At 66.7% G+C, this 26246-nt stretch carries 29 protein-coding genes and 1 pseudogene; 16 read left to right on the top strand and 14 right to left on the bottom strand.

Annotated elements, in window-relative coordinates; genetic code table 11:
• Positions 1 to 99 precede the first annotated feature (99 nt).
• The 7 genes from ppgK (at position 100) to AC5Y5Z_RS08080 (ending at position 5193) form a co-directional block, all read left to right on the top strand.
• Positions 100 to 888 carry a polyphosphate--glucose phosphotransferase gene (ppgK, locus tag AC5Y5Z_RS08110; RefSeq protein WP_463826892.1) on the top strand — a complete coding sequence of 263 codons (789 nt, stop codon included), beginning with the start codon at positions 100 to 102 and terminating at the stop codon, positions 886 to 888.
• 177 nt (positions 889 to 1065) lie between these two features.
• Entirely contained in the window at positions 1066 to 2556 is a 1491-nt protein-coding gene (locus AC5Y5Z_RS08105; protein ID WP_499924484.1) for an RNA polymerase sigma factor, read from the top strand.
• Positions 2557 to 2752: 196 nt separating this feature from the next.
• A complete protein-coding gene (locus AC5Y5Z_RS08100; RefSeq protein WP_499924483.1) occupies positions 2753 to 3004 on the top strand; it encodes a hypothetical protein in 252 nt (83 codons plus the stop codon).
• Between the two features lie 40 nt (positions 3005 to 3044).
• On the top strand, positions 3045 to 3974 hold the full coding sequence (locus AC5Y5Z_RS08095; RefSeq protein WP_499924482.1) for a tyrosine-type recombinase/integrase: 930 nt from the start codon (positions 3045 to 3047) through the stop codon (positions 3972 to 3974).
• 178 nt (positions 3975 to 4152) lie between these two features.
• Complete coding sequence (locus AC5Y5Z_RS08090) at positions 4153 to 4446, top strand: hypothetical protein (protein WP_499924480.1); 294 nt, start codon at positions 4153 to 4155, stop codon at positions 4444 to 4446.
• A gap of 155 nt (positions 4447 to 4601) precedes the next feature.
• A complete protein-coding gene (locus AC5Y5Z_RS08085; protein ID WP_499924478.1) occupies positions 4602 to 4757 on the top strand; it encodes a hypothetical protein in 156 nt (51 codons plus the stop codon).
• A gap of 196 nt (positions 4758 to 4953) precedes the next feature.
• A complete protein-coding gene (locus tag AC5Y5Z_RS08080; protein ID WP_499924477.1) occupies positions 4954 to 5193 on the top strand; it encodes a ribosome modulation factor in 240 nt (79 codons plus the stop codon).
• Between the two features lie 6 nt (positions 5194 to 5199).
• Here the strand turns inward: AC5Y5Z_RS08080 and AC5Y5Z_RS08075 are convergent, their stop codons facing one another.
• The 4 genes from AC5Y5Z_RS08075 to AC5Y5Z_RS08060 all read right to left on the bottom strand — a co-directional run bounded on the left by AC5Y5Z_RS08075 (position 5200) and on the right by AC5Y5Z_RS08060 (position 7842).
• Positions 5200 to 6114 carry a tyrosine-type recombinase/integrase gene (locus AC5Y5Z_RS08075; RefSeq protein WP_499924476.1) on the bottom strand — a complete coding sequence of 305 codons (915 nt, stop codon included), beginning with the start codon at positions 6112 to 6114 and terminating at the stop codon, positions 5200 to 5202.
• Positions 6099 to 6443, bottom strand: coding sequence for an amino acid aminotransferase (locus tag AC5Y5Z_RS08070; RefSeq protein WP_499924473.1), 345 nt, complete (start codon positions 6441 to 6443; stop codon positions 6099 to 6101). The genes AC5Y5Z_RS08075 and AC5Y5Z_RS08070 overlap by 16 nt, the downstream gene beginning before the upstream one ends.
• 191 nt (positions 6444 to 6634) lie before the next feature.
• Positions 6635 to 7336: a hypothetical protein gene (locus tag AC5Y5Z_RS08065; RefSeq protein ID WP_499924471.1), complete on the bottom strand. Its 702-nt coding sequence runs from the start codon at positions 7334 to 7336 to the stop codon at positions 6635 to 6637.
• 122 nt (positions 7337 to 7458) lie between these two features.
• Entirely contained in the window at positions 7459 to 7842 is a 384-nt protein-coding gene (locus AC5Y5Z_RS08060; RefSeq protein ID WP_499924469.1) for a DUF952 domain-containing protein, read from the bottom strand.
• A gap of 126 nt (positions 7843 to 7968) precedes the next feature.
• Between AC5Y5Z_RS08060 and AC5Y5Z_RS08055 the strand changes: the two genes are divergently transcribed.
• Together AC5Y5Z_RS08055 and AC5Y5Z_RS08050 are read left to right on the top strand one after the other, a co-directional pair.
• Entirely contained in the window at positions 7969 to 8154 is a 186-nt protein-coding gene (locus AC5Y5Z_RS08055; protein ID WP_055578419.1) for a DUF7455 domain-containing protein, read from the top strand.
• 66 nt (positions 8155 to 8220) lie between these two features.
• On the top strand, positions 8221 to 9198 hold the full coding sequence (locus AC5Y5Z_RS08050; protein ID WP_473140060.1) for a YihY/virulence factor BrkB family protein: 978 nt from the start codon (positions 8221 to 8223) through the stop codon (positions 9196 to 9198).
• On the opposite strand, the gene AC5Y5Z_RS08045 is transcribed toward AC5Y5Z_RS08050, so the two are convergent.
• Positions 9185 to 9424 (bottom strand): DUF3039 domain-containing protein, encoded by a 240-nt coding sequence (locus tag AC5Y5Z_RS08045; protein ID WP_463826897.1) that lies wholly within the window; start codon positions 9422 to 9424, stop codon positions 9185 to 9187. The genes AC5Y5Z_RS08050 and AC5Y5Z_RS08045 overlap by 14 nt on opposite strands.
• Positions 9425 to 9501: 77 nt before the next feature.
• Here AC5Y5Z_RS08045 and AC5Y5Z_RS08040 point away from each other — a divergent pair, with 77 nt between their 5' ends.
• From AC5Y5Z_RS08040 to AC5Y5Z_RS08030, 3 genes and pseudogenes are all read left to right on the top strand, one after another.
• Positions 9502 to 9915: a DUF3099 domain-containing protein gene (locus AC5Y5Z_RS08040; RefSeq protein WP_463826898.1), complete on the top strand. Its 414-nt coding sequence runs from the start codon at positions 9502 to 9504 to the stop codon at positions 9913 to 9915.
• Between the two features lie 145 nt (positions 9916 to 10060).
• Positions 10061 to 11023: pseudogene (locus tag AC5Y5Z_RS08035) on the top strand (sigma-70 family RNA polymerase sigma factor); the annotation flags it as partial.
• Positions 11024 to 11168: 145 nt separating this feature from the next.
• Complete coding sequence (locus AC5Y5Z_RS08030; RefSeq protein ID WP_463826899.1) at positions 11169 to 11861, top strand: iron-dependent transcriptional repressor DtxR; 693 nt, start codon at positions 11169 to 11171, stop codon at positions 11859 to 11861.
• Between the two features lie 19 nt (positions 11862 to 11880).
• Here the strand turns inward: AC5Y5Z_RS08030 and AC5Y5Z_RS08025 are convergent, their stop codons facing one another.
• A complete protein-coding gene (locus tag AC5Y5Z_RS08025) occupies positions 11881 to 12930 on the bottom strand; it encodes a DUF4192 domain-containing protein (protein ID WP_499924465.1) in 1050 nt (349 codons plus the stop codon).
• A gap of 113 nt (positions 12931 to 13043) precedes the next feature.
• Between AC5Y5Z_RS08025 and sthA the strand changes: the two genes are divergently transcribed.
• The gene (gene sthA, locus AC5Y5Z_RS08020; RefSeq protein ID WP_463827166.1) at positions 13044 to 14450 is read left to right on the top strand and encodes a Si-specific NAD(P)(+) transhydrogenase; all 1407 of its coding nucleotides are present in this window, start codon (positions 13044 to 13046) and stop codon (positions 14448 to 14450) included.
• 3 nt (positions 14451 to 14453) lie between these two features.
• On the opposite strand, the gene AC5Y5Z_RS08015 is transcribed toward sthA, so the two are convergent.
• A complete protein-coding gene (locus AC5Y5Z_RS08015; RefSeq protein ID WP_499924463.1) occupies positions 14454 to 15173 on the bottom strand; it encodes a trypsin-like serine peptidase in 720 nt (239 codons plus the stop codon).
• Between the two features lie 147 nt (positions 15174 to 15320).
• Here AC5Y5Z_RS08015 and AC5Y5Z_RS08010 point away from each other — a divergent pair, with 147 nt between their 5' ends.
• A complete protein-coding gene (locus tag AC5Y5Z_RS08010) occupies positions 15321 to 16298 on the top strand; it encodes a proteasome assembly chaperone family protein (protein WP_463826902.1) in 978 nt (325 codons plus the stop codon).
• A 39-nt stretch (positions 16299 to 16337) separates the two neighbouring features.
• Entirely contained in the window at positions 16338 to 17363 is a 1026-nt protein-coding gene (locus tag AC5Y5Z_RS08005; protein ID WP_463826903.1) for an alpha/beta fold hydrolase, read from the top strand.
• 27 nt (positions 17364 to 17390) lie between these two features.
• On the opposite strand, the gene AC5Y5Z_RS08000 is transcribed toward AC5Y5Z_RS08005, so the two are convergent.
• The 3 genes from AC5Y5Z_RS08000 to AC5Y5Z_RS07990 all read right to left on the bottom strand — a co-directional run bounded on the left by AC5Y5Z_RS08000 (position 17391) and on the right by AC5Y5Z_RS07990 (position 18973).
• Entirely contained in the window at positions 17391 to 17876 is a 486-nt protein-coding gene (locus tag AC5Y5Z_RS08000; RefSeq protein WP_473140063.1) for a peroxynitrite isomerase, read from the bottom strand.
• 10 nt (positions 17877 to 17886) lie between these two features.
• A complete protein-coding gene (gene nrdR, locus AC5Y5Z_RS07995) occupies positions 17887 to 18348 on the bottom strand; it encodes a transcriptional regulator NrdR (RefSeq protein ID WP_463826905.1) in 462 nt (153 codons plus the stop codon).
• A 118-nt stretch (positions 18349 to 18466) separates the two neighbouring features.
• The gene (locus tag AC5Y5Z_RS07990) at positions 18467 to 18973 is read right to left on the bottom strand and encodes a LysM peptidoglycan-binding domain-containing protein (protein WP_499924457.1); all 507 of its coding nucleotides are present in this window, start codon (positions 18971 to 18973) and stop codon (positions 18467 to 18469) included.
• A 293-nt stretch (positions 18974 to 19266) separates the two neighbouring features.
• Here AC5Y5Z_RS07990 and lexA point away from each other — a divergent pair, with 293 nt between their 5' ends.
• Positions 19267 to 19983, top strand: coding sequence for a transcriptional repressor LexA (gene lexA / locus AC5Y5Z_RS07985; protein ID WP_499924455.1), 717 nt, complete (start codon positions 19267 to 19269; stop codon positions 19981 to 19983).
• 9 nt (positions 19984 to 19992) lie between these two features.
• Here the strand turns inward: lexA and AC5Y5Z_RS07980 are convergent, their stop codons facing one another.
• The 4 genes from AC5Y5Z_RS07980 to dapF form a co-directional block, all read right to left on the bottom strand.
• Positions 19993 to 22326 carry an LGFP repeat-containing protein gene (locus AC5Y5Z_RS07980; RefSeq protein WP_499924453.1) on the bottom strand — a complete coding sequence of 778 codons (2334 nt, stop codon included), beginning with the start codon at positions 22324 to 22326 and terminating at the stop codon, positions 19993 to 19995.
• 333 nt (positions 22327 to 22659) lie between these two features.
• Complete coding sequence (locus AC5Y5Z_RS07975) at positions 22660 to 23820, bottom strand: acyl-CoA dehydrogenase family protein (RefSeq protein ID WP_463826909.1); 1161 nt, start codon at positions 23818 to 23820, stop codon at positions 22660 to 22662.
• A gap of 84 nt (positions 23821 to 23904) precedes the next feature.
• A complete protein-coding gene (gene hflX / locus AC5Y5Z_RS07970; protein ID WP_499924452.1) occupies positions 23905 to 25329 on the bottom strand; it encodes a GTPase HflX in 1425 nt (474 codons plus the stop codon).
• Positions 25330 to 25376: 47 nt separating this feature from the next.
• On the bottom strand, positions 25377 to 26246 hold the full coding sequence (dapF, locus tag AC5Y5Z_RS07965) for a diaminopimelate epimerase (RefSeq protein ID WP_499924451.1): 870 nt from the start codon (positions 26244 to 26246) through the stop codon (positions 25377 to 25379).

Here is a 26246-nt window from a genome sequence, read left to right as displayed (position 1 = left end):
CTCTGAGGCGACTTCCCCACTGCCCCAACCCGCCTCACCGCGCCGGCCCCGGATGGTCGCTAAGGTGAGCGAACCACCCAGTCTCGCCGAGGAGATCCGATGACCAGCACCGTCCCTGGGACCGACACCGCCACCGGACAACGTCGAGGGTTCGGGGTCGACGTCGGTGGCAGTGGCATCAAGGGTGCGGTGGTCGATCTGGACACCGGCGCGTTGATCGGCGACCGGATCAAATTGCTCACCCCGCAACCGGCCACCCCCGCGGCGGTCGCCAAGACCATCGCGGAGGTCGTCAACGGATTCGGGTGGACCGGCCCGCTCGGGGTGACCTACCCCGGAGTGGTCACGCACGGGATCGTGCAGACCGCGGCCAATGTGGACAAAGCCTGGATCGGGACCAACGCGCGCGACGTGATCAGCGCCGCGCTCGACGGCCAGGACGTCACCATCCTCAACGACGCCGACGCGGCAGGTCTGGCCGAGGAACGCTACGGCGCCGGTCGGGGCCACGAGGGCCTGGTCGTGTTGCTCACCTTCGGAACAGGTATCGGTTCAGCGGTGATCCACAACGGGAAACTGATCCCGAATACCGAATTCGGTCATCTCGAGGTCGGTGGGAAAGAGGCCGAACAGCGGGCTGCGTCGTCGGTCAAGGAAAAGAACGGGTGGACCTACGAGAAGTGGACCAAACAGGTGACCAGAGTCTTGGTCGCCATCGAGAACGCCATCTGGCCCGACCTGTTCATCGCCGGCGGCGGGATCAGCCGTAAGGCCGACAAATGGGTGCATCTGCTGGAGAACCGCACCCCGGTGGTGCCCGCCACCCTGCAGAACACCGCCGGGATCGTCGGCGCGGCCATGGCAGCGACCAGGGACGTGACACACTGATTTTCGCTGCCGGGCAAGTAGCAGGTCCCGGTGAAGTTACAATGGTCGTCGGCGGCCGCCCAAACCGATAGCGCGCGATACTCACGCTGATATCAAACGCCGACATTCGACATAGCAGACACTTTCGGTCAACCATGCCCAGACCCACCGGAAGTGCGTCCGACCGAAGGGGTGTATGTGGCAGCGACGAAGGCTACTCCGGCGACTGATGAGCCGGTGAAACGCACCGCCACGAAGGCTCCCGCCAAGCGCACCGCGGCCAAGGCCGCCAACGGAACCGCGCCCGCCAAGCGGGCCACCAAGGCCGGCGCGCACGAAACAGACGGTGATGCCCCCAAGAAGGCCCGGGCCAAGGCCGCTGCGAAAGCCCCGGCCCGCGGTGCGGCGAAGGCGAAAGACGCCGACGACGTCTCGACCGACACCGTCGGCTCCGAGGCCGCTGAGGAACTCGACACCGACATCGACGTCGAACCCGGCGAAGACCTCGAACTCGATGCCGCCGACCTCGTTCTCGACGAGCTGGAAGTCGACGAGACGCCCGAAGAAGAGGACGCCGTGATCGACCCGGCCGACGCCGAGGCCGAGGACGGCGAGCCCGTAGTCGTGGTCGAGTCCACCGCGGCGGCCGCCGAGGACGAAGAAGACATCGCCGAACCCACCGAGAAGGACAAGGCGTCGGGGGATTTCGTCTGGGACGAAGACGAGTCCGAGGCGCTGCGGCAGGCGCGCAAAGATGCCGAGCTCACCGCGTCCGCCGACTCGGTCCGCGCCTACCTCAAGCAGATCGGCAAAGTAGCGCTGCTGAACGCTGAGGAAGAAGTCGAGCTGGCCAAGCGCATCGAGGCCGGTCTGTACGCCACCCAGTTGATGGTGGAGTTGACCGACCGCGGCGAAAAGCTGCCCGCCGCCCAGCGCCGCGACATGATGTGGATCTGTCGCGACGGCGACCGCGCGAAAAACCATCTGCTGGAAGCCAACCTCCGTCTGGTGGTGTCGCTGGCCAAGCGTTACACCGGCCGCGGCATGGCTTTCCTGGACCTCATCCAGGAAGGCAACCTGGGCTTGATCCGCGCGGTGGAGAAGTTCGACTACACCAAGGGCTACAAGTTCTCCACCTACGCGACGTGGTGGATCCGCCAGGCCATCACCCGCGCCATGGCCGACCAGGCCCGCACCATCCGTATCCCGGTGCACATGGTCGAGGTGATCAACAAGCTGGGCCGTATCCAGCGCGAGCTGCTGCAGGACCTGGGCCGCGAGCCCACCCCTGAAGAGCTGGCCAAGGAAATGGACATCACGCCGGAGAAGGTGCTGGAGATCCAGCAGTACGCGCGTGAGCCGATCTCGCTGGACCAGACCATCGGTGACGAGGGCGACAGCCAGCTCGGCGACTTCATCGAGGACAGTGAGGCCGTGGTGGCCGTGGACGCGGTGTCGTTCACGCTGCTGCAGGACCAGCTGCAGTCGGTGCTGGACACGCTGTCCGAGCGCGAGGCAGGCGTGGTGCGGCTGCGGTTCGGTCTCACCGACGGCCAGCCGCGCACGTTGGACGAGATCGGGCAGGTCTACGGCGTCACCCGCGAGCGGATCCGCCAGATCGAGTCCAAGACGATGTCCAAGCTGCGCCACCCGAGTCGCTCGCAGGTCCTGCGCGACTACCTGGACTAGACGACACGCTAGACAAATACTCTGAGCTGCACTTTTAGCGTCTAGTCCAGAGATAGTCGACAAGCACAGCGCTATCAGTCAAGATATCAGCGAAGGTTCTCTGCTGGACTGAATGAGCCGAGGAGTCGTTATGGCTGCTGTGAACACCCCGTACGAACTGAGACTGAGTTGGAGTCCAGTCGGCAGTATGCCGGCGGTGGCGACTGGGGTACACGGCTCGTATCACGTGATCGGTAACGGGCCCTTTGATGTGTTCTACCGGACCCGGCGCGACCAGCAGGACCTGTCGGAGAAGATCGGCGCCCGCCTGAACGCCAGCGACGCCTACCAACTCTGCGTTGCCCACAATAAGGCCACTCTGCGCGTTCTGAGTCCGGTTGAGGCGCGCGCTCAGCGCCGTGAACGTCCTTGCACCGAGTGCGGTCTTGTGCATGCCGGTGAGTGCTGATGCCGGGGGTCGAACCGCTGCGAATACCGCGCAGCCGACGATGAGCGCACCCGCATCGAGGTCGCGCCGCCGCGAACCCCTGGCTCTCGACCTGGCCGCGCTGCTGCCCTCATGGCTGCTGTCGCTGCGCTCCGAACGCAAGTCCGCAGCGACCATCAAGGTCTACGGCGACGGCGTGCGTGCCTTCCTGAAATGGTGCGCCGACCGTGGGCACTCCCCCGCCCTGGACCGCGACCTGATGAAGTCATTCGTCGCCGACCTTCTCGACGCCGGCGCCGAGCCTTCTACGGCCCGATCACGCCAGCTCGCCATGCGACGGTTCTCGGCTTGGCTAGAAGAAGAGGGCGAGATTGTCGATGATCCGCTGCTCGGGCTCAAGGCGCCCAAGCTGGACACGAAGGTGACCGAGTCGCTGTCTGAGTCCGAACTCAAGCGGCTCGTCAAGGCTTGTGACGGTCGAGAGTTCCGCGACCGCCGCGACGCTGCCATCGTGCGCCTGATGGCCGAGACGGGTATGCGCGCCGGCGAGGTGTGTGGGCTAACCGTCGATGACGTCGACCTTGATCGCGGTCTGGTGACGGTGCGGCGGGGCAAGGGCGGCAAGGGCCGCATCGCCCCGTTCGGCGCTCAGACCGGAATGGCGATCGACCGCTACCTTCGCGCCCGCCGTGGACACGCCCTCGCCGGCGCCCCAGCCCTGTGGCTCGGCGATCGCTCCAACAGCCTTGAGTACTACGGGCTGCACAAAACGCTGAAGTACCGCGCCGAGCTTGCCGGGTTGAAGGGTTTCCATCCGCACCTGCTGCGGCACACCGCGGCGTCGCGGTGGCTGGCTGCCGGCGGATCCGAGGGCGGTCTGATGGCGGTGGCGGGTTGGTCGACGCGCGACATGATCGACCGCTACACCCGATCGACGGCTGCGGACCGCGCTGCGGCCGAAGCGCGCGGGCTCGGACTCGGCGATCTGTGACGGCCGGCGAGGATGGCTACCGCGTCACCATTACTGCGCAGACGCGGTCTGGCCGACAACGGACCCTTTACTCAATTGATCTGGTCGATCCCGACTCCGACGCGCTGACGGGACGGTGGCGGGTATGGCGGGAGTGGCATCGGGAGCGCGCAGCGCGGCATGAAGCGCATCCCGTCGGGTGACCGGGCAATCATTCTCAGCCCTCGGCGCTGCGATCCGCCCGGACGATAACTCTTCGCCGCTCGAATTTCCGGAGGGCATCACCAAGGGCCTAATCCTGTACCGCGACATGATTTTTCACGTCTGCGAAGCTCTTCGCCAAGTTGAGCAGCACGAGCTTGACGTCGACGACCTCAAGCGCATTGTGTCGATACACGGCGCCCGTTTGGCCCAGCTTGACACTCTCGACGAACCGACCCGGCGACACGCTACAAGAGCGCTGTACTCGCAGATCGTCCGCACGCTGTTCTAGGATCGCCATTGCGGGTCGGCCGTTCGACGTCGATTCCGCCTGAGCTGGGCAGCATGGACCCCGCACGTTCGCCGACCACGGCGCCGGTATTCAAGGGCACTCCCCGACAGGGAGGGCTCGCCTCCCGCGGCGTCCTGGGCGCGAAGCAGCGGCCGATGCTGGGCGGGCAGGCGTTCGGCTGGGACCGCAAGGCGCCGGGATCGTCGGCGCTGATCGCGGCGTCGCTCGCGCTGTGGGGCGTGACATGTGTCCGGCCGGCGCGACCCGGCCGGCGCAGCGCAGGCGAACGGCGCGAAGTCGTGTTGCTGTAACCAGTAGAGTTGTTGCTGCGGGGCGTCCCCCTGTTTCACAGGGGATTGGCGCTCCGCACTCTCGTATGATTCTGAGTTGTGCGGGGTGGCCCCGGCGTTTCACGTCGGCATGCGCCCCGCACACCCGTCGCAGCCCGGTCCCCGGTGTCGGCGTGGGATCCGCTGCGGCCGGCCGTCTCACCTGCATGATGGCGAGATGTCGAAGCGCGCCGAGTACACCTATGCGCTCTACTCCGGCTCCCTGGCTGAACCGGGCGACAGCAACCCATACGCCGGCCGGTCGCTGGTGCTCGCGCAGCTGTGGCGGCGGGGTTACCAGCGGATGCTGCGGGTCCGCATCGACACCGGGCCGGCGATGGCGCGTTACCGCGGGCAGGCAGTGCCAGCCGACGAGTCGCCGCTGATTTGTCCGTGGTTGCCGGATGACATGACGTAGGCAGGTCTACAGAAGTGCCGCCATCATCGCGGCGCGTAGCTGCTGGTCGCCGACGAGGGTGTATCGCTCGGTCGTCGACACCGACGAATGCCCGATCAACTGCTGAACGGCGCGAATGTCCTTGGTCCCCTGATACGCGCGCGTGGCGAACCGGTGCCGCAAAGTGTGGGCTGACCAGCTGTCGGGTAGCACCCGCGTCATCAGCTTGCCCACCCACCGCGCCGACACGTGACCACCACCCGATAGTGATGGGAACAGCCACCCGACCTCCGCACAACCCATCGTGTGCCCGGCCGCGCCGGCCCGCACGCTGGCCGCGAGGGACTCGCTGACAGGGATGACCCGCCACTTGTTGCCCTTGCCGTGAACGGCCAGCTGCGGCCCCGACGCACCATCAGTCAGGTCGCGGGTGTGTAGCTGGGCGATCTCGGCGCGACGCAATCCCGCTTCGCCGGCGAGACGGAGCATCAGCAGCGTGCGCCGGTCTGCCGTCGCCAGCGCGAGCCGCCATGCGTCGTCGGGCGCCGGCCGCGGCGGCGGCAACACCTGCTTGACCCGCGGAATCGCGGTCGCCGGATTCGCCGTCGTCACGCCAGATTGCAGGCACCAGCCAAAGAACGACAGCAGGGTATTGCGCACCCCGCGGCGCGTCTCGACGGCCCAATGGTCCTGACGATCGAACCACGCGACGAGCTTCCTCGGCTCAACGTTGGCTGGCGCACACCGGATTTGACGTGCCAGCTGCTCCAAGTGCGCCCGCCGGGTCGCAAGCGTCGTGGCCGCGCGGCCGATGTTGAACTCGCTGTCGATGTACCGCTCGATCAACCCCGCCCACAGCGTCGGGACCGGTTTGGGTGCCGGCCCGCGCGTCGCGCCCTGACGCCGGACGATCCGCTGGGCGCCCATCAGAACCGGTCCCATGCGCTCGCCGCGCCGTCGAGCACCTGGGCGAGGCTGTCCGGGGCGTCGCAGTCCCGGCAGCCGGCCCGCACCAATGCAGCACGGATCCGAAGAACAGCAACGGGATCGTCCGCCGTCACCGCGGCCTCGACGATCGTCGCGGCCGCGATACGGGCGTCGGCCATCGTGGTGAGGCCGGCGAGCGTCCCGTCGATGTGGAGCGCGCCGGCCAGCTCGCGCACCAGGGCGTGCAGCGCAGTTGCCTCAGGAACGGCTTCCGCGATCTGACAGAGAAGGTCAAGCGCGGCAGTCTCGAGGTTGGCGGGCGGGGTGCTGGTGGTGGTTGTCATGCGGTCAAGCTAATCCACTGAAACGCCAATTGCCAAGTGTTACAAGCACATTCGACATATGCCGTAACCAGGGCAAATGCCGGAATCGGGCATACGTCGGGGTTCGGTGATATGTCGGCGCCGCTGATCATTGACTCCCGGCCAACAATGCCCGGACGGTATGCAGCCCGAAGGTGGTATCGCCTGGAGGTCTAGGGGCGATCGAGGCCGTCGTGGCCGATAGTTGTTCGGCCGTCCTGATTCATAATGGAAACGCTCTGCCCTGGGCCGCCGGTGTTGCCGATATTGGTGCCGGTGCCGCCATTTCCGCCGGTGGCATAGGAATCAAGGGCGCCACCCGCCCCGCCGGCCGCGGTTCCACTGGCACTGCCGAAGGTGTACGCGAAGAAGCGAACGTCGCCGCCGCCGCCGCCGGTGCCGCCTCCGGTGGCCAATCCACCGTTTCCGCCGGTGACGGTACCTGTGACGGTGACGGTGCCGCCAGTTGCCGCATGGACGCGGACAGCCCCGCCGTCGCCGCCGACGCTGCCGACGCCAGTCGCCTCACCCCCGGCGCCGCCTTCGGCGGTCCCCGTTACGGTGCCGGTTGAATCCAAGACTTCAATCGATCCGCTCTGCCCAGATCCACCGTGGCCGCCGTCAAAGCCGTTCCCGCCCGCACCGCCAGTGGCTACGCTGCCATCACCAATTCTGCCGCCGCTGGCTTGCATCAACGCATTTCCGCCATTGCCACCCTGCGCGGTGTTAGTGTTCCCCGCTCCGCCGTTACCGCCGTGAGCAGTGCCGCCGGTGATCGTCGCTGAAGCGTCGGTCGCGTTGATCGAAGCGGTGCCGCCCGCGCCGCCCGCGCCACCGCTTGCGGTGGCGGCACACGAGGCAGGTAGGAGACTCATGCGATTCGTAGATGCGGTGAAGTTATCCGCCTCGTGGAGCTCAAGCCCTCGAAATCGCCAAAACAATCACAGCTGATTTACATTCTCGAGCGTTGTTACGCGTTGGCGAATCGGCGCTTATCTCAATTGCACCATCGAGTGCGGTCTACTTGACTCGGTAGGGCGGCGAACGCGCCGTCTTCTCCGGGCGGGTACGGCACGACCCGAAGCACGGATTGCACCGGCAGCGGGCCGTACAGATGTGGAAAAAGCATCGACTCTGGATCGGTCGGGACCCCCGGCTCCCACCGCACCGGCGCGTCCAGCGACGCGGCATCGAGGTGGAGCAGGACGAGGTCGCGACGACCGCGATAGAGGCGGGTCGCCGGCAGGTGCACTTGATCGATTCTGGACAGGTGGACGAAGCCGTCGGCGGGATCCGGAAGGATCGCCCCCTGCTCGCGGGCGGCCGTCCACTCCGCTGCGGAACACAACCGCACCAGCCGTTCGTTGGCCTGGTGAAACACGTTGATTACGGTGCCCGATTTTGGGGCAAATATGCGTGAGAAACGACACACCCAATAACGGTCGGGGAACAAGGCAAAAACTCCGAACGTCTGACAGAGTGAATTTATCGCCAGAACGGAGGAGCCATGAACGCAACTCTGACCAGTCCCGAGCTCACTCGGGCAGACCGCTGCGATCGCTGCGGTGCCGCGGCTCGGGTGCGCGCCAAGCTTCCTTCGGGGGCTGAGCTCCTCTTTTGCCAGCACCACGCCAACAAGCACGAAGCCAAGTTGGCTGAGCTTGCCGCGGTGCTCGAGGTCAGCGGCCAGTAATTTGCCGTCGAACTCGCCCGGCCTAATGCCGACCGGGCGAGGGGTCATCGGTAATGCTGGACGGATATGAGTGAGCAGGGTTCCACGCACGCCCGCCATCACGTCTGGCAAATAAGCCGTAGGACACTGTCCAAGGCTTGGGATGACTCGATTTTCTCGGAATCCGCCGAAGCCGGCTTCTGGACCTGTCTCTCGACGCCGCCACTGCTGCTGGGCATCTTGGGCACCTTGGCCTGGGTGGCTCCCCTCTTCGGGGAGGACACCTTGTCCTCGATCATCAAGAGCATTCTGTCCACAGCCCGGAACTTCTTCTCCCCCAACGTCGTAGACCAGATCATCGAACCGACCATCCGCGATATCACGGGTATCGCCGGCGGCGAGGTGGCCTCCGTCGGATTTCTGATCTCGTTGTGGGCGGGATCGTCGGCGATCTCGTCGTTCGTCGACGCCATCGTGGAGGCGCACGACCAGACCCCGTTGCGTCATCCCGTCCGACAGCGGTTCTTCGCGCTGTTTCTGTACCTGATGATGTTGCTGTTCGTGGTGGTGACCGCGCCGGTCGCGGTCGTCGGCCCCCGCAAAGTCAGTGAACATATTCCGGAAGGCACCCAGAATCTATTGCACTACGGCTACTACCCGGCCCTGATTCTGGGCCTGATGGCCGGGGTGACGGTGCTGTATCGGGTGGCACTGCCGGTCCCGCTGCCGACACACCGGCTGATACCCGGAACAGTGCTGGCGACAGTGGTTTTCGCGGTCGCCACCCTGGGCCTACGGCTGTATCTCAGTTGGATCGGCAGCACCGGCTACACCTACGGCGCACTCGCCACACCGATCGCGTTCCTGCTGTTCGCGTTCTTCGGGGGCTTCTCGATCATGATCGGGGCCGAACTCAACGCCGCGCTGCAGGAGGAATGGCCGGCGCCTGCGACGCACGCCCACCGGCTGCGCAAGTGGCTGGTCCATCGCACTTCGTCCATGACCGGCACCACCGATGCGGCGCCGCCACAGTCCGCGGACGACGCAGGGGTCAGCCCTTCTTGAGCCGCTCGTAGATCTGCTTGCAGTCGGGGCACACCGGCGAACCCGGCTTGGCCGCCTTGGTCACCGGAAACACCTCGCCGCACAACGCCACAACATGATTGCCCATGACCGCGCTCTCAGCGATCTTGTCCTTCTTGACGTAGTGGAAGAACTTCGGCGTATCGCTGCCGGTCCCGTCATCGGCGCGTTCGTCGGCGTCAGTGCGCTCAATCGTCTGGGTCTCCATGACCTACATTGTGCATCCTGACCCGCAGCGGGACACCGGGAAAACCGCGATCGGCTCAGGTGTGCCACAGTGGAGGAATGAAGCGCGGCCCCGAGCTGAGTTTCGACGACTTCGATGAACACGGTCGCCCGGTACTTATCACCGCTGCTGCACCCTCCTACGAGGTGCAGCACCGGGCGCGTGTGCGGAAATACCTGACGATCATGTCGTTTCGGATTCCGGCGCTGATCCTGGCCGCCCTCGCCTACGGCGCCTGGCACAACGGTCTGATCTCGCTGCTGATCGTCGCCGCTTCCATACCGCTGCCGTGGATGGCAGTCCTGATCGCCAACGACCGGCCGCCGCGCAGCCCGGACGAACCCCGCCGCTTCGAACAGACGCGGCGCCGTACGCCGTTGTTCCCGACTGCCGAGCGGCCGGCTCTGGCGCCACGGCCGCACCCGACGCCGGAACCGGACTGGCGGACGGTCGAGCCCGACGGTTCCGAGTAACCGTCCACTCGCGCCACTTCTCAGGACATTCTCAGGTCACAAGCGCATTCCCGCACGTCACGGGGTGTGAGATGACGACCTCGTGGGAACTCTCGATGCGGGCTTCTCGTTAACCACATGAACAAGACAAGCCAACCGGGAGGGCGCAATGGCACATGCCACCACAGGCCGATTTGACGGCGATTTGGATGCTCAGAGCCCAGCTGCGGACCTGGTGCGTGTATATCTGAACGGCATCGGCAAGACGGCGTTGCTCAACGCCGCCGACGAAGTCGAGTTGGCCAAGCGCATCGAGGCCGGACTGTACGCCGAGCACCTGCTGGCAACTCGGAAGCGCCTGGGCGAGAACCGAAAACGCGATCTGGCTGCGGTGGTGCGGGACGGGCAGGCGGCTCGGCGCCACCTGTTGGAAGCGAACCTGCGGCTGGTGGTTTCGCTGGCCAAGCGCTACACCGGTCGGGGAATGCCGCTGCTGGACCTCATCCAGGAAGGCAACCTCGGCCTGATCCGCGCGATGGAAAAGTTCGACTACACAAAGGGTTTCAAGTTCTCGACGTACGCCACCTGGTGGATCCGTCAGGCGATCACCCGCGGCATGGCCGACCAGAGCCGCACCATCAGGCTGCCGGTTCACCTGGTGGAGCAGGTCAACAAGTTGGCGCGGATCAAGCGGGAGATGCACCAGAATCTGGGTCGTGAGGCGACCGACGAGGAACTGGCCGCCGAGTCCGGCATTGCCGTTGAAAAGATCAACGACCTGCTCGAGCACAGCCGCGACCCGGTGAGCCTGGACATGCCGGTCGGGTCGGAAGAGGAAGCCCCGCTTGGTGATTTCATCGAGGACGCCGAGGCTATGTCCGCCGAGAACGCGGTGATCGCCGAATTGCTGCACACCGACATCCGCAGTGTGCTGGCCACTCTCGACGAGCGCGAGCACCAGGTCATCAGGTTGCGCTTCGGACTCGATGACGGCCAGCCCCGCACGCTGGACCAGATCGGCAAGTTGTTCGGCCTGTCCCGCGAGCGGGTCCGGCAAATCGAGCGGGATGTGATGTGCAAGCTGCGTCACGGCGAACGAGCTGATCGGCTGCGGTCGTACGCCAGCTGAGGTACGAATTCGCTCGTTTGGCAAGCTTTACTGGAGACGGTGTGCCCGCCGCGGTTACGCGGCGGGCATACTGCTGCGGTGGGGTGTTTTGCGCGAACACCCGCAGGGCTGGCGAAGTAGACTCGGCGGCAACGGAGGATGCTGAATGAACGACTTGGTTGATACCACCGAGATGTACCTGCGGACTATTTACGACCTCGAGGAAGAGGGCGTGACGCCGCTGCGCGCCCGGATCGCCGAACGGCTCGAGCAGAGCGGCCCCACCGTCAGCCAGACCGTCTCCCGGATGGAACGCGACGGACTGTTGCGGGTGGCCGGCGACCGGCATCTCGAGCTCACCGACAAGGGCCGCACGCTGGCCGTGGCAGTGATGCGCAAGCACCGGCTGGCCGAACGTCTGCTGGTCGACGTGATCGGCCTGCCGTGGGAGGAAGTGCACGCCGAAGCCTGCCGGTGGGAGCACGTGATGAGCGAGGACGTCGAACGCCGGTTGGTCAAAGTGCTCAACAACCCGACGACCTCGCCGTTCGGCAACCCGATCCCCGGCCTGCTGGACCTGGGCCTGACCGCCGAATCCGGCGCCGACGACGCCAACCTGGTCCGGCTGACCGAGCTGCCGGGCGGATCGCCGGTCGCCGTCGTCGTGCGTCAACTCACCGAGCACGTGCAGGGCGACATCGACCTGATCAGCCGACTCAAGGACGCCGGAGTGGTGCCCAACGCCCGCGTCACGGTCGAGACCGGCCCGGGTGGTGGAGTCACAATCGTCATCCCCGGACACGAGAACGTCACCCTGCCGCACGAGATGGCCCACGCGGTGAAGGTCGAAAAGGTCTGACCCGCCTCGTTCCGCGCCGTCACCCGGCGCTCCTGCCTTGGCGCGGCGGCAGCCGTACCCCGAGTTGCTCGGCCAGCTGGTAACCGGTGCCTGCCAATCTGCGAATGTCGTTGGGCCGCAACCCCGATTGCAAGGCGGTGTCCAGCATGCCCGCCATCCGATGGTCCGGGTCGCAGCGCAGTGCCGCCTCCAGCGACAAACCCGCCAGCGGCCCGTCACCGCGCACGTAGGCACTGAAGGCCAGCAGCACCAGGGCCTCCACCCGCCAAGGTGGCGGCAGCAGCCGTGCCAGCACCGACCACAACGACTCGGCCGCGTCGGCGCTCTCCGCAACAGCGAGGGCATACAGCGTGTCCCGCACCCGGGTATCGCTCAAGGCGCAACCGAGCTCGGCGACCTGGGCATCCGAGAGCAGTTCGCCGTCGAGCACCTGGGCCGCGGCCGCCAGTGCTTTCTCCACCTCGGCTCGGCAACAGGCGGCCGCATCGGTTCGAACCGCCTTCTCGCGCACGCTCTCCGCGTCTTTCAGGGCCGCGAGCAGCGTCGCACCGCGCGCTACGTCCGGGGCGATCACCGCCTGCAGATCGGCACGCCTCCGGTACAGCCGCCGGCCGTCCACCACCGCCGCCACCGCCAGCGGCGACGCCGAGGGATCGTCGATCTCGCCGCCTTTGCCGCAGGAATCGACGCAGTGCCAGCGTCCGCCGCGCGCGATCTCGTCGACCACGTGCGCCGCGTACAGGTCGATGTCGTAACGGGCCAAGGCCGCGGCGACCGCTGCACAGAGCCGCTGATGCTCCTCGTTGCACACCGCGCAATGCGCACCCTCGTCGTCGACGATCACCGCGATCGCGGCGTCCGGGCGCGCCGCGGCGGCAACCTCCGCAAGCTGATCGACCCGCTCGATCAGGTCGTCGGCCAGGTCGGCACGCATCACCGCACCCAGTCCCCCGTCTTCCAGCGACACCAACACCAACGAGTTCTCCGGCACGAAACCGAGGATGGCGGGTAGGGCCGCGATCAACGCGCCGGGCCGATTCAGTTGAAAGTCTTCTCGATGCTTCGTCATGACCACAACGCTGACGACTGACACCGTCAGTCCGCGCTCGCGCAACGTGATTCAGCGCCGCGCTTGTGGAGAAAGTCTGGACTGTGGGCCTTATCGTCTATCCCATGACCTCCATGCGCGAATACGACCTGGTCGTTATCGGCTCCGGACCCGGCGGACAGAAAGCCGCCATCGCGGCGGCCAAGCTGGGCAAGTCCGTGGCGATCGTGGAACGCGGGCGCATGGTCGGCGGAGTCTGCGTCAACACCGGCACCATCCCGTCGAAAACCTTGCGGGAGGCCGTAGTCTACCTCACCGGCATGAGCCAGCGCGAACTCTACGGCGCCAGCTACCGGGTCAAGGACAAGATCACCCCGGCCGACCTGCTCGCGCGAACCCAGCACGTGATCACCAAGCAGGTCGACGTGGTCCGCTCGCAGCTGATGCGCAACCGTATCGACCTGGTTCTGGGCCACGGCCGATTCATCGACCCGCACACCGTGCTGGTGGAGGAAGACGCGCAGGGCGAGCGGGTCACGGTCAGCGGCGACTACATCGTCATCGCCACCGGCACCAAACCGGTGCGCCCGTCCGGGGTCGAGTTCGACGAGAGCCGGGTGCTGGACTCCGACGGCATCCTCGATCTGCGTTCGCTGCCCGCCTCCATGGTGGTCGTCGGCGCCGGCGTGATCGGCATCGAGTACGCGTCGATGTTCGCGGCGCTGGGCACCAAGGTGACGGTGGTGGAGAAGCGCGACACCATGCTGGACTTCTGCGACCCGGAGATCGTCGAAGCGCTGAAGTTCCATCTGCGCGACCTGGCGGTCACCTTCCGCTTCGGCGAGGAGGTCACCGCCGTCGACGTCGGCTCCTCGGGCACAGTCACCACCCTGGGCAGCGGCAAGCAGATACCCGCCGAGACCGTGATGTATTCCGCCGGCCGGGAAGGACAGACCGCCAGCCTCGGCCTGGAGAACGCGGGACTCGAAACCGACCATCGCGGAAGGATTTTCGTCGACGACCAGTTCCAGACGAAGGTCGAACACATCTATGCGGTGGGCGATGTGATCGGCTTCCCGGCGCTGGCGGCGACCTCGATGGACCAGGGTCGGCTGGCCGCCTACCACGCGTTCGGGGAACCGACCGACGGCATCACTGCGCTGCAGCCGATCGGGATCTATTCCATCCCGGAGATCTCCTACGTCGGCGCCACCGAGGTGGACCTGACCAAGGAATCCATCCCCTACGAGGTAGGTGTGTGCCGGTACCGCGAACTGGCTCGCGGCCAGATCGCCGGCGACTCCTACGGCATGCTCAAGTTGCTGGTGTCCACCCGCGACCGCAAGATTCTCGGCGCGCACATCTTCGGCACCAGCGCCACCGAGATGGTGCACATCGGGCAGGCGGTCATGGGGTGCGGTGGAACCGTCGACTACCTGGTCGACGCCGTCTTCAACTACCCGACGTTCTCCGAGGCCTACAAGGTCGCCGCGCTGGACGTGACCAACAAAATGCGCGCGCTCAGCCAGTTCTTGCGGTAAATCTCAGCAGTGGTCGTCGTAGTCGGTTGGTGCGACGTCGCCGGGACCGCGGGCTTCGGCGCGGGCGAGCAGTTGTGCGATGTTCTCGTCGAAAGGCGCGCTGTAGGAGAGGTTTTCGGTGCATCCGCCACCCTCCAGACCGCCGACCACCCCGACGACCTTCGACCCGTCGACCCAGGGCGCGCCGCTCGTTCCGCCGACCAGCCCGGCACACGGCAACGAGGGGAATCCGCTCCCGGTGACGCCGGAGGTGCCCTGGCAGCCGATGGGACCGCCACCCACGCCCGCGGGATAGCCCGTGACACTCACCCGGGTGCCCGGCGGCGGGGAGGTCCCCAGGCTCAGGGCCGCGCCGGCACGGCCCTCCACCGTCCCGCGTGCACCGCTCACCCGGGCGATCGCGTAGTCCGCGCGCGGGTCCCGGCTGCCAGTCCAGCGTCGGTCGAAGTACACCGCGTCGACCGTCCAGACGTCGGCGGGCCCGGCGGCACCACTGAAACCCGGAACGAAGGTCGTCTTCGCCGGGCCCAGCAGGCAATGCGCAGCGGTCAGCACGAGGTCACCGCTCGCCGAGTGCAGTACCGAACCGCTGCACCCGTGCCGATTGCCGCCGTCCCGGAAAACCGCACCCACCCGCGGGTCCGGCGCCACATGAGCGCCCTCGTGCGCGGCGCAGGACGCAAGAATCACCGCCAGGCTGATCGTTGCCGTCACTGCGCGCATCGGTCCCATCCTGCCCGACCGGAGGGGACCGGCAAGCGAATAGAAACCGGTCCGACTGCGTTCTGAGAGATGCGGCGTCGATTGAGGGAGACTGGTTAGGGCAACCTAGAGAGGCCCGCGCGCGATCCCCGGAAGGAGGCACGCTCAATGTCCGACCATCACGACCCAGGCGAGGCGCAGGAATACCAGCCCGGACAACCCGGCATGTACGAGCTGGAGTTCCCGGCACCTCAGTTATCGGCATCCGACGGCCGCGGTCCGGTGCTGGTCCACGCCCTGGAGGGGTTCTCCGACGCCGGTCACGCGATTCGGCTTGCCGCCGCCCACCTCAAAGAGGTGCTGGACACCGAACTGGTCGCATCATTCGCGATCGACGAGCTGCTGGACTACCGCTCCCGGCGGCCGATGATGACCTTCAAGACCGACCACTTCACCAAGTACGACGATCCCGAATTGAGCCTGTACGCGCTGCGCGACAGCGTCGGGACCCCGTTTCTGCTGCTGGCCGGCATGGAACCGGACCTGAAGTGGGAGCGGTTCATCACCGCGGTGCGACTGCTGGCCGAACGCCTGGGCGTGCGGCAGACGATCGGCCTGGGCACTGTTCCGATGGCCGTCCCCCACACCCGGCCCGTCACGATGACCGCACACTCCAACAACGCCGAGCTGATCGCCGACTTCCAGCCGTGGATTTCCGAGATCCAGGTCCCGGGCAGCGCGTCCAACCTGCTGGAATACCGGATGGCGCAACACGGCCACGAGGTGGTCGGCTTCACCGTGCACGTCCCGCACTACCTCACCCAGACCGATTACCCGGCCGCCGCGCAGGCTCTGCTCGAGCAGGTGGCGAAGACGGGATCGCTGGATCTGCCGGTGGAGGCGCTGGCCGAGGCGGCCGCTGAGATCCGGACCAAGATCGACGAACAGGTCCAGGCGAGCGCGGAAGTCGCTCAAGTGGTGACCGCGCTCGAGCGCCAGTACGATGCGTTCATCGACGCTCAGGAAAACAGATCCTTGCTGGCACGTGACGAGGAACTGCCCAGCGGCGACGAGCTGGGCGCCGAGTTCGAGCGCTTTCTGGCTCAGCAGGCGGAGAAGAAGCACGACGACGACGATTCGAGTTAGTCCCGAACGCCTTAACGGCCCGACGACGAGGTTGGCGACATGACCGAGCGAAAACGCAATCTTCGCCCGGTGCGGGAAGTGACCACCCCGTCGCTGCAGTTCCGCACCATCCACGGCTACAAGCGGGCGTTCCGGATCGCCGGATCCGGCCCGGCGATCCTGCTGATCCACGGCATCGGCGACAACTCCACGACGTGGACCGGTATCCACGCCAAACTGGCCCAGCGGTTCACCGTCATCGCCCCAGATCTGTTGGGCCACGGCAAATCTGACAAACCGCGCGCCGACTACTCAGCCGCGGCGTACGCCAACGGCATGCGCGACCTGCTCAGCGTGCTGGACATCGAGCGGGTCACCATCATCGGCCACTCGCTGGGCGGTGGGGTGGCCATGCAGTTCGCCTACCAGTTCCCTCATCTGGTCGAGCGCCTGATCCTGGTGGGCGCCGGGGGCGTCACCAAGGACGTCAACATCGCGTTGCGGTTCGCGTCGCTGCCGATGGGCGCCGAGGCGCTGGCGCTGCTGCGCCTGCCGCTGGTGCTGCCGGCGGTGCAGTTGCTGGGCCGGTTGGCGGGTCTGGCGCTCGGGTCGACGGCTATCGGCCAGGATCTGCCGAACATGCTGCGGATATTGGACGATCTCCCGGAGCCGACCGCTTCGGCGGCGTTCACCCGCACCCTGCGGGCGGTCGTCGACTGGCGCGGCCAGATCGTCACCATGCTGGACCGATGTTATTTGACCCAGGCGATTCCGGTGCAGATCATCTGGGGCCGCAAGGACTCGGTCATCCCGGTCCAGCACGCGTACATGGCGCACGCCGCAATGCCGGGGTCCCAACTCGAAATCTTCGAGAACGCCGCGCACTTTCCGTTTCACGACGACCCGGCCCGCTTCCTCGACCTCGTCCAGCGCTTCATCGACACCACCGCGCCCCCCGACTACGACCAGGCCGCGCTGCGCGAGTTGCTTCGCACCGGCGGCGGCGAGGGAACCGTGAGCGGTCCGACTGACACCCGGGTGGCCGTGCTCAACGCGATGGGTGCCGACGAGCGCAGCGCCACCTGAGTTCGCGTCCGCGAGCCGGCGCGGCTGTCACAGCTGTCGGCGCAGCGTGGCGGACAGATGGTGTTGCAGGGGTTGCCCGACCGCACCCATCTGCAGCGAGTACGACAGCTCGTCCCCCGCGATCCGCAACGACCGCCCCAGGGCGCTGACCTCTTTGGCCGTCGGCGTCAGTCCGATACTGGTTGTCGCCACATCGATTTCGATGACGTCACCGGTCACCGAGTAGGTGCCGACCGCTATTTCGGTGATGCCGCTGGGATGGGCCAGCACCAGCTCCACGTGACCGGGCTGCGGTACCCGAAGATAGCCCGTCTCGGCATGCAACGGCTTGCCGTCGGCGGGGGCCTTGGTCTTCTGTCCATAGCTCAGGAAGGGCTTGCCGACGTGGGCGAAGACAACCTCTTCGAGGTATTCGAAAGGCTGGATCGTCGGATACTCCCCCGCGCCTCGGCCCACCCAGGTACCCAACAACGGCGCCAGCGCATGCAGATCAGGATGTAGTTCGGCGCCCATCGGGGTGCGGTCAGCCGGACGTCGAAACGTTGCGGTGCGCGCGCAGCGCCTCGATCTCGCGCTCGAAATCGTCGGCCGACGAGAAGGACCGGTAGACGGAGGCGAACCGCAGGTAGGCAACCTCGTCGAGGTCGCGCAGCGGTCCCAGAATGGCCAGGCCGACCTCGTTGCTGGGGACCTCGGGGCCGGCGGCACGCACCGCGTCTTCCACCTGCTGGGCAAGTAAATTCAACGCATCGTCGTCAACCTGGCGCCCCTGACAGGCCCGGCGGACGCCACTGATCACCTTCTCGCGACTGAAGGGCTCGGTGACGCCGCTGCGCTTGACCACGGCCAACACCGCGGTCTCCACCGTCGTGAACCGGCGTCCGCATTCCGGGCACGAGCGACGACGGCGGATCGCCTGGCCCTCATCGGTTTCTCGCGAGTCGATCACCCGCGAATCGGGATGCCGGCAGAACGGGCAGTGCAAGAGCCGCTCCTTTGCCGTACCGACTGGTATCCGGGTAGAAGAACACCCCGACAGTACCCGCGTGCTCCGTAGCGGGCCAACGCTGACCCGGGCAACCACCGACCGGGCGGGTGCTCGCTCAGCCGATCGGGGCGATCAGGGTCTGACCCGCCGAGACCGCACTGGAATCCAGTGCGTTCAGGTCGCGAATCCGTTCCACGACGTCGCGCACCGGCGCGCCGGGCGCCACCCGGGCAGCGAGGTCTTGCAACGACTCCCCCGGTTCCACCCGCACGACCGCCAGGGCGGCGGGCACCTGCGGCGCCGACTCGGCCGTGCCGTCGTTGACCATGCTGCCGAAGTTCGCCATCAGCCCCAGCCACACGGTGATGACGCCCGCGAGCAGGGCCAGTCCGATCGTGGTGGCCATGCTCACCGGGCGTCTGCGATGTGCGACCGTCGAGCGCGTGACGCCGGTGCCGTAGTAGCGAACGGGCGCCACACCCGGGCGTGCGGGCCCCGGTCTGCTGGATCCACCCTGGCCGGCGCGGTACGAGGGATATTGGCGCACCGGCCGCCCAACAGGCCTGTTCAGGTGGCCCTGCGTGTTCCCGCTGCGATGCGGACCCGCGTAGATGAGTGTCATGCCGTTCCCTCCGGTCGACTACTTATCGCTCGTGTGTTCGACCATAGTCGCTCACGTGTTCGAAACCCGAACATTTGAGCGACGCGTGTCGCACGAGCAAAACGGTAGACCTCACCACCGACAAGGATTTGTCGGTGCAACCAGCTGGGTGACTATCAGATACCCCAACCACGCCGGAGTTACACACTTGTGATTCACTTTATTTCCGCAGATCCCGGCTGTGGCCTGGGCGATGACACGCCCGGTCGAACACATGTTTGAATTTTGAGCCTGGTGCGGTTACATTCAGATCCATGAGCGACAGCAACGACACCGCGGCCGGTTTCGGCCCGGGTAGTGCGAAAGCGACACAAGGCCGGCCACCTGCGGCCGATGTAGCGCTGACCGAGCGGCAGCGCACCATCCTCGAGGTCATCCGTACCTCGGTGACAACGCGGGGCTATCCGCCGAGTATCCGCGAGATCGGCGACGCGGTGGGTCTGACGTCCACCTCGTCGGTCGCCCACCAGTTACGCACCCTGGAGCGCAAAGGCTATCTGCGGCGCGACCCGAATCGCCCGCGCGCCGTCGACGTGCGCGGTGCCGACGATGCGGCAGTGCCCCGTACCGATGTCATCGGCTCGGACGCCCTGCCGGAACCCACTTTCGTCCCGGTCTTGGGGCGCATTGCCGCCGGCGGCCCGATCCTGGCCGAGGAAGCCGTCGAAGACGTGTTCCCGTTGCCCCGCGAGCTGGTGGGCGAAGGGACGCTGTTCCTGCTCAAGGTGGTGGGTGAGTCGATGGTCGAGGCCGCCATCTGCGACGGCGACTGGGTCGTCGTCCGCCAGCAGAATGTCGCTGACAACGGCGACATCGTCGCGGCGATGATCGACGGCGAGGCCACTGTGAAGACGTTCAAGCGAGCGGGCGGTCAAGTGTGGCTGATGCCGCACAACCCCGCGTTCGATCCGATTCCCGGCAACGATGCGATCGTGCTCGGCAAGGTCGTCACCGTGATTCGCAAGGTGTAGCGCGCATCCTCAATCGGCTCTGACGAAGCCGTTGGCGCGCGCGGCGTCTTCGTTGGCGAACCAGATCTCGGCCAGGGTGTCGTGGTACAGCGCGCTGGTGGGCGTGTAGTACAGCCCGAACCGGGCACTGGCCTTGATGGGATAGCCGTCCGGCGCCCGGTACGGGTCGTCGTCGAGCGGCAGATGGATGGTCGGGCGCACCGCGGCGCTGCCTGCTGGCGCGGCGGTCGGCGCTTGGACCTGCGGGGCGGCCCCGAACGGCGTGTCAGGTTCCACGGCATACCCGGCCGGGTCCGCTGCGGCATGTCGACCCTTTCGCAGCTCGGGAACCGCGACGGCATCCGGCGGTGAGGCGAGATCGGGTGACTCGTCGTCCGCATTGCGCCCCGGCTCGGTCACCGGGTAAAACGCGTCCGCATAATCCTCGCTGGACGGCCGGGCCGGCTCCGTTTCCTGGTACTCCACGAACTCCGGGGGTTCCGGGCTCTCCTGAACGTCCAGGGGTTCGGGCACTTCCTCGAACTCCGGCACGTCCGGGACCGGCAGGTACGGCGCATTCGTCTGCGGCACCGACACCTCCGGCGCGAAATCGTCCGGCGCGACTGTCTCCGGCACGACCGGCTCCTCCTCGGCGAGTTCACCAAGAGCGCCGCGCGACACGACGGGGATGGGCGTGGTGCCCACCGCGTCGGGGTCTTCCTCCTCGAACTCCGCCGACCCGTCCGGATTGAAATGCTCTTCGGCGACGTGGCCGTATTCGTCGTCGTCAACACCCTGCTCGGAGCCGGCCTGCGGGACGGCCCCCGCTCTGGACCAGCTGACCCGGCCGGCGGTGGGGTCTGCGTCCGCCTCTGCCTCGACATGCTGGTCGACGGGCGGGAAACGCTCGGAACCGTAATCGATTTCCTCATGCGGCCAGCGGTCATCGGCACCGGGGTCGTATTCCACACCGAGGTCCCGGTCGCGGTCGTACACCGGCGCATCCGGTACTGCGGCGCGGCGCCGACGCAAACCCGACACCACCAACACCGTCATCAGCACCAGCAGCAGCAAAGGAATGGCCGCGATCAGCCACCACCAGTGGAAGGTGAACTTCTTGCCCGCGGGCGCCGACGCCGAATTACTCGGGGTGTTCTGCCCCGACACCTGCAGGCCGGACAGCAGCGGCGCGAGGTTGGCCGGGTCGGTAGTGAACGTGTTCTTGGCGCGGTTCCACGAGATCTTGCCGCCGGTGAACTTCTGCGACACCACGTCGCCGTCCACCGTCTGGTCAGCGACCGGGGCGCCGAGCTTGCCGGTGGCCCCCTTGAGCTTGTCCCAGGCGGCTTTCATGGCTCCGCGCACGACGAAAGCGCCGTGTTCGGGCGTCCAGAAGATCACCGGCTTGTCAGCTGCGGAGAACACAGCGACACGGCTGGCGGGCGTGATGCCGCCGTCGGCCTCGTTGGCGACCGGAAAGCCCAGGTCGCTGCTCACCGGACCACCGACTGCTTCGTACTTCTGCAGGATCGGCCCCTCGACCGCGTTGGCGCCGGTGGCCGGGCTGAAGAAGATCTTGCCGCCGTCGAACTCCTGGGCGATGCCGTCCCCGCCGATCGGCGACTGACTACCCTTCTTGGCGCCCAGCGGTCCGGCAGCGCCACCTGCGGCGCGCCACGCCATGTTGATGGCGGCAGTGGGGTCGATCGCCACCTGCAGACCCTTGAGCTGTTCGGCCAGGTTCGCCGGATTGGTGGTGAACTCCTTGGTCTTGCGGTTCCAGGACACCTCACCGCCGGTGAACTTCTGCGAGGTCACCTCGCCCTCGTAGGTCTCATCGCTGATCGGGGCGCCCAGCACGCCGCCGGAGCTGCCCAGCTTGTCCCACGCCGCGTTCAGGGCGCCGCGCACCACGAACGCACCGTGGTCGGGCGTCCAGAAGATCACCGGGTTGTCGCTGGCGGCGAAGGTACTGACCCGGCTGTCCGGTCCGGCGAGGCCGGGCACTTCATTGATGGTGGGAAAACCCAGGTCACTACCCGCGGGACCACCCAGCGATTCGTATTTCTCCAGGATCGGGCCGAACATGAACTTCGCGCCGGAGGCAGGCGTGAAGTACATCTTGCCGCCGTCGAAGTCCAGCCCGAAGCCGTCCCCGATCGGATAGACGTCGCCTTTGCGGGCGCCCAGCGTCGAGGTGTCGCCACCGGCTTTCTCCCACGCGGCCATCATGGCCGCCTCGGCGTCGCCGATCGGGGACGCCGCAGCGGTCGGCGCCAGCAGCGTCACAGCCAGCGCGGTAGCCGCCAAGCCGAGCAGCGCCCGACCGACCAGCTTGCTCAATTGCCCTCTCCGCCCGTCCACCAAGCCTCCCAGCCGATGCCCCTGCCCACCTGGCGAGCCGGCGGATCGCCCGCCGTGGGCCATTCCCCAGCTACGACCTGCATCGTTGCCGGGCTCGCATAACTTTGCTCTAGCGAACGAGAAATGCGAAGTCAAATTGTAGATATTACGGAAACGGTTATCGACCCGACGTCGAAATGATGCCGGGCCGCGCCCGTGTCGCGAGAGATGGGAGAGCGGCACCTGCGCCTCAACCGAGCGCAGCGGATACGCATTTCGCACGGACCGACGCTACGTCAGGGCTCGATCCGGTCAACGTTCCACATCGAAATTGCGGCCTGCGGCCGCCGACCGTCAGACGCCGAGGCTGCGGCCGATGATCTCTTTCATGATCTCGGTCGTGCCACCGTAAATGGTCTGCACGCGAGCATCGAGATACGCACGGGCAACCGGGTATTCGCGCATGTAACCGTATCCGCCGTGCAGCTGCAGGCACCGGTCGATCAGGTGAACCTGCTTCTCGGTGGAATACCACTTGGCCATCGCGGCCTGCTCGACCGTCAGCTTCTCCTCCAGGTGCAGGGCCAGGAAGTTGTCCACCATCATGCGCACCACGGTGGCCTCGGTGGCCAGTTCGGCCAGCAGGAACCGCGTGTTCTGGAAGCTGCCGATCGGCTTGCCGAATGCTTTGCGCTCCTTCGCGTACTGCACGGTGTCCTCCAGCACCGCCTCCATCGCCGCAGCGGCCATGATGGCGATGTTGATCCGCTCCTGCGGCAGGTTCTGCATCAGATAGATGAAACCCAGACCCTCTTCGCCCAGCAGATTCTCCACCGGCACCTTGACGTCGGTGAAGGACAGTTCGGCGGTGTCCTGCGCGTCCAGACCGATCTTGTCCAGGTGGCGGCCCCGCTCGAAGCCCTCCATGCCGCGCTCGACGACCAGCAGGCTGAATCCCTGGGCGCCCTTCTCCGGGTCGGTCTGGGCGACCACGATCACCAGGTCGGAGTTGATTCCATTGGTGATGAACGTCTTCGACCCGTTCAGGATGTAGTGGTCACCCTCTTTGACGGCGCGGGTCTTGATGCCCTGCAGGTCGCTGCCGGTGCCCGGCTCGGTCATCGCGATCGCGGTGATCAGCTCGCCGGTGCAGAACTTGGGCAGCCACCGCTGCTTCTGCTCTTCGTTGGTCAATTTCAGCAGATAGGGCGCCACCACGTCGTTGTGCAGGCCGAATCCGAGACCGCTGTAGCGCCCGGCCACGGTCTCCTCGGTAACGATCGTGTTGTAGCGGTAGTCGGGGTTGCCACCGCCGCCGTACTCCTCCGGCACCGCCATACCCAGGAAGCCCTGCTTGCCGGCCTCCAGCCAGACGCCGCGGTCGACGATCTTGGCCTTCTCCCATTCCTCGTGGTAGGGAGCGACGTGGCGGTCCAGGAAGGCCCGGTAAGACTCCCGGAACAAGTCGTGCTCGGGTTCGAAAAGCGTGCGCTGGTATTTGACGGCGCTACCCATGCGTATGGCCTCCGGATGTCGGAAAGATGTGTGTCTCTTTCCCCAACATATACCAACCGGGTGGTTGGTCGGTGCCGGAGGTCGTCAGCCGCGTGCCGCGAACTCCGCAAGGGCGGCGGCCAGCGCCACCGGGACCCTGGCCTGGATACGGGTGCCGTCGGTCTGGTGCTCGGCCTGCTGCACCCGCCCGTCGGAGTGCACCCGCGCCACCAGATCGCCGCGGCTGTAGGGGATCACCACGTCCACCGCGGTGTCGGTCGGCACCGCGAGTTCGGCCATCCGGCTCCGCAAAGCGTCGATCCCGTCGCCGGTGCGGGCCGAGACGAACATCGCGCCGGGCAGTTCGTGCCGCAACCTGGCCAGCATCAGGTCGCCGGCCGCGTCAATCTTGTTCACTACCAGCAGTTCTGGCGGCGCATCGCCGTGATGATCCGCGACCACGTCCGAGATGACCTGTCGCACCGCACTGATCTGGGCAAACGGATTGACATCGGAGCCGTCGACCACGTGCACCAGCAGGTCGGCGTCGACCACCTCCTCCAAGGTGGAGCGAAACGCCTCGACCAACTGGGTGGGCAGGTGACGGACGAACCCGACCGTGTCGGTGAGCACGAACGGGCGACCGTCGTCCCATTCGGCGCGGCGGGTGGTGGGTTCCAGGGTGGCGAACAGCGCGTCCTGGACCAGGACGCCGGCGCCGGTCAAGGCGTTGAGCACACTGGATTTCCCGGCGTTGGTGTAGCCGACGATGGCGATCGAAGGCATGTCGGCCTGCAACCGACGGCTGCGTTGGGTGTCGCGGACCTGCTTCATCGCCCTGATGTCGCGGCGCAGCTTGGACATGCGCTCACGGATGCGCCGCCGGTCGGTCTCGATCTTGGTCTCGCCGGGGCCACGCAACCCCACGCCGCCGCCACTGCCACCGGCCCGGCCACCGGCCTGCCGTGACATCGACTCACCCCACCCGCGCAGTCGCGGCAGCATGTATTCCATCTGGGCCAGCGCCACCTGCGCCTTGCCCTCCCGGCTGGTCGCGTGCTGGGCGAAGATGTCCAGGATCAGCGCGGTGCGGTCGATGACCTTGACCTTGACGGCCTTCTCCAGCGCGGTGAGCTGGGCGGGCGACAGCTCGCCGTCACAGATCACCGTGTCGGCGCCGGTTGCGACCACCACTTCACGCAACTCCTGCGCTTTGCCCGACCCGATGTAGGTGGACGGGTCGGGACGGTCGCGGCGCTGGATCAGACCCTCGAGCACCTCGGATCCGGCGGTCTCGGCCAGGGCGGCCAGTTCGGCCAGACTGGCCTGGTTGTCCGACGCGCTGCCCTCGGTCCACACACCGACCAGCACCACTCGTTCCAGCCGCAGCTGGCGGTACTCGACCTCGGAGATATCGGTGAGTTCGGTCGACAACCCGGCGATACGGCGCAGCGCCGATCGGTCTTCGAGCGCCAGCTCACCGAGGCTGGGTTCTGGAATGCCCGTCTCGGGCGAATCTGGATATGTCATAAGCGCTTTCGATGGTGGCACGTCGCGGCGGCTGACGCACCCGAATATCAGACCGGCGAGTCCCACCAGCCGTCGTCGAGCTCGCCGTGGGCCACCAGTACCGAAGGGCCCCGCAGGAAGCTGGTGGCCTCGGTGAGGGTGACGACGACGTCGCCGCCGGGCACCCGGACCGTCAACGTCCCGGTGTCGAGGCCCTCGGCTGCCAACGCGGCGACCACCGCGGCCACCGTTCCGGTTCCGCAGGAACGGGTTTCGCCGACACCCCGTTCGTGCACCCGCATGCAGACCACCCCGTCCGCGGGAGCGGTCAGGATCTCGACGTTCACGCCGTCGGGGAATTGTTCGGCGTCGAAGCCGACCGGGGCCGCCACGTCCAGCGCCGCCAGGGTCGCCGGCGTCAGCTGCGGGTCGACGCAGGCCAGGTGCGGGTTGCCGACGTCGACAGCTACCCCGGTGAAACGTCGCTCCCCGACGAGCGCCTCCCCCGCGCCGGTCCGGTTGGCCTTGCCCGTGTCAACGGTGATGTCGGCGTTGGTGGCATCGACACTGTGCAGGCTCACCTGCCGGGGGCCGGCCAGTGACCCGACGACGAACTCGTCGCGCGATTCCAGCCCGCTGGCCCGCAGATAGTGGGCGAAGACCCGCACGCCGTTGCCGCACATCTGCGCGGTCGAGCCGTCGGCGTTGCGGTAGTCCATGTACCAGTCGTCGGCGCCCACTCCGTCGGGCAGGCGTGCCAGCGCGCCGGCCGCCACAGCGGCGCCACCGGTGGTGACCCGCAGGACCCCGTCGGCGCCCAGGCCCCGGCGCCGGTCGCACAACGCAGCAACCCGGAAGGCGGACAGGTCCGCTCGGCTCTGCACGTCGTGCAGCAGCACGAAGTCATTCTCGGTGCCGTGACCTTTGGCGAAACGCAC

The organism is Mycobacterium sp. NGS29 (genome assembly GCF_059812965.1).
Note: the sequence above shows the minus strand (reverse complement) of the source record. Positions and strands in the feature narration are given on the sequence as shown.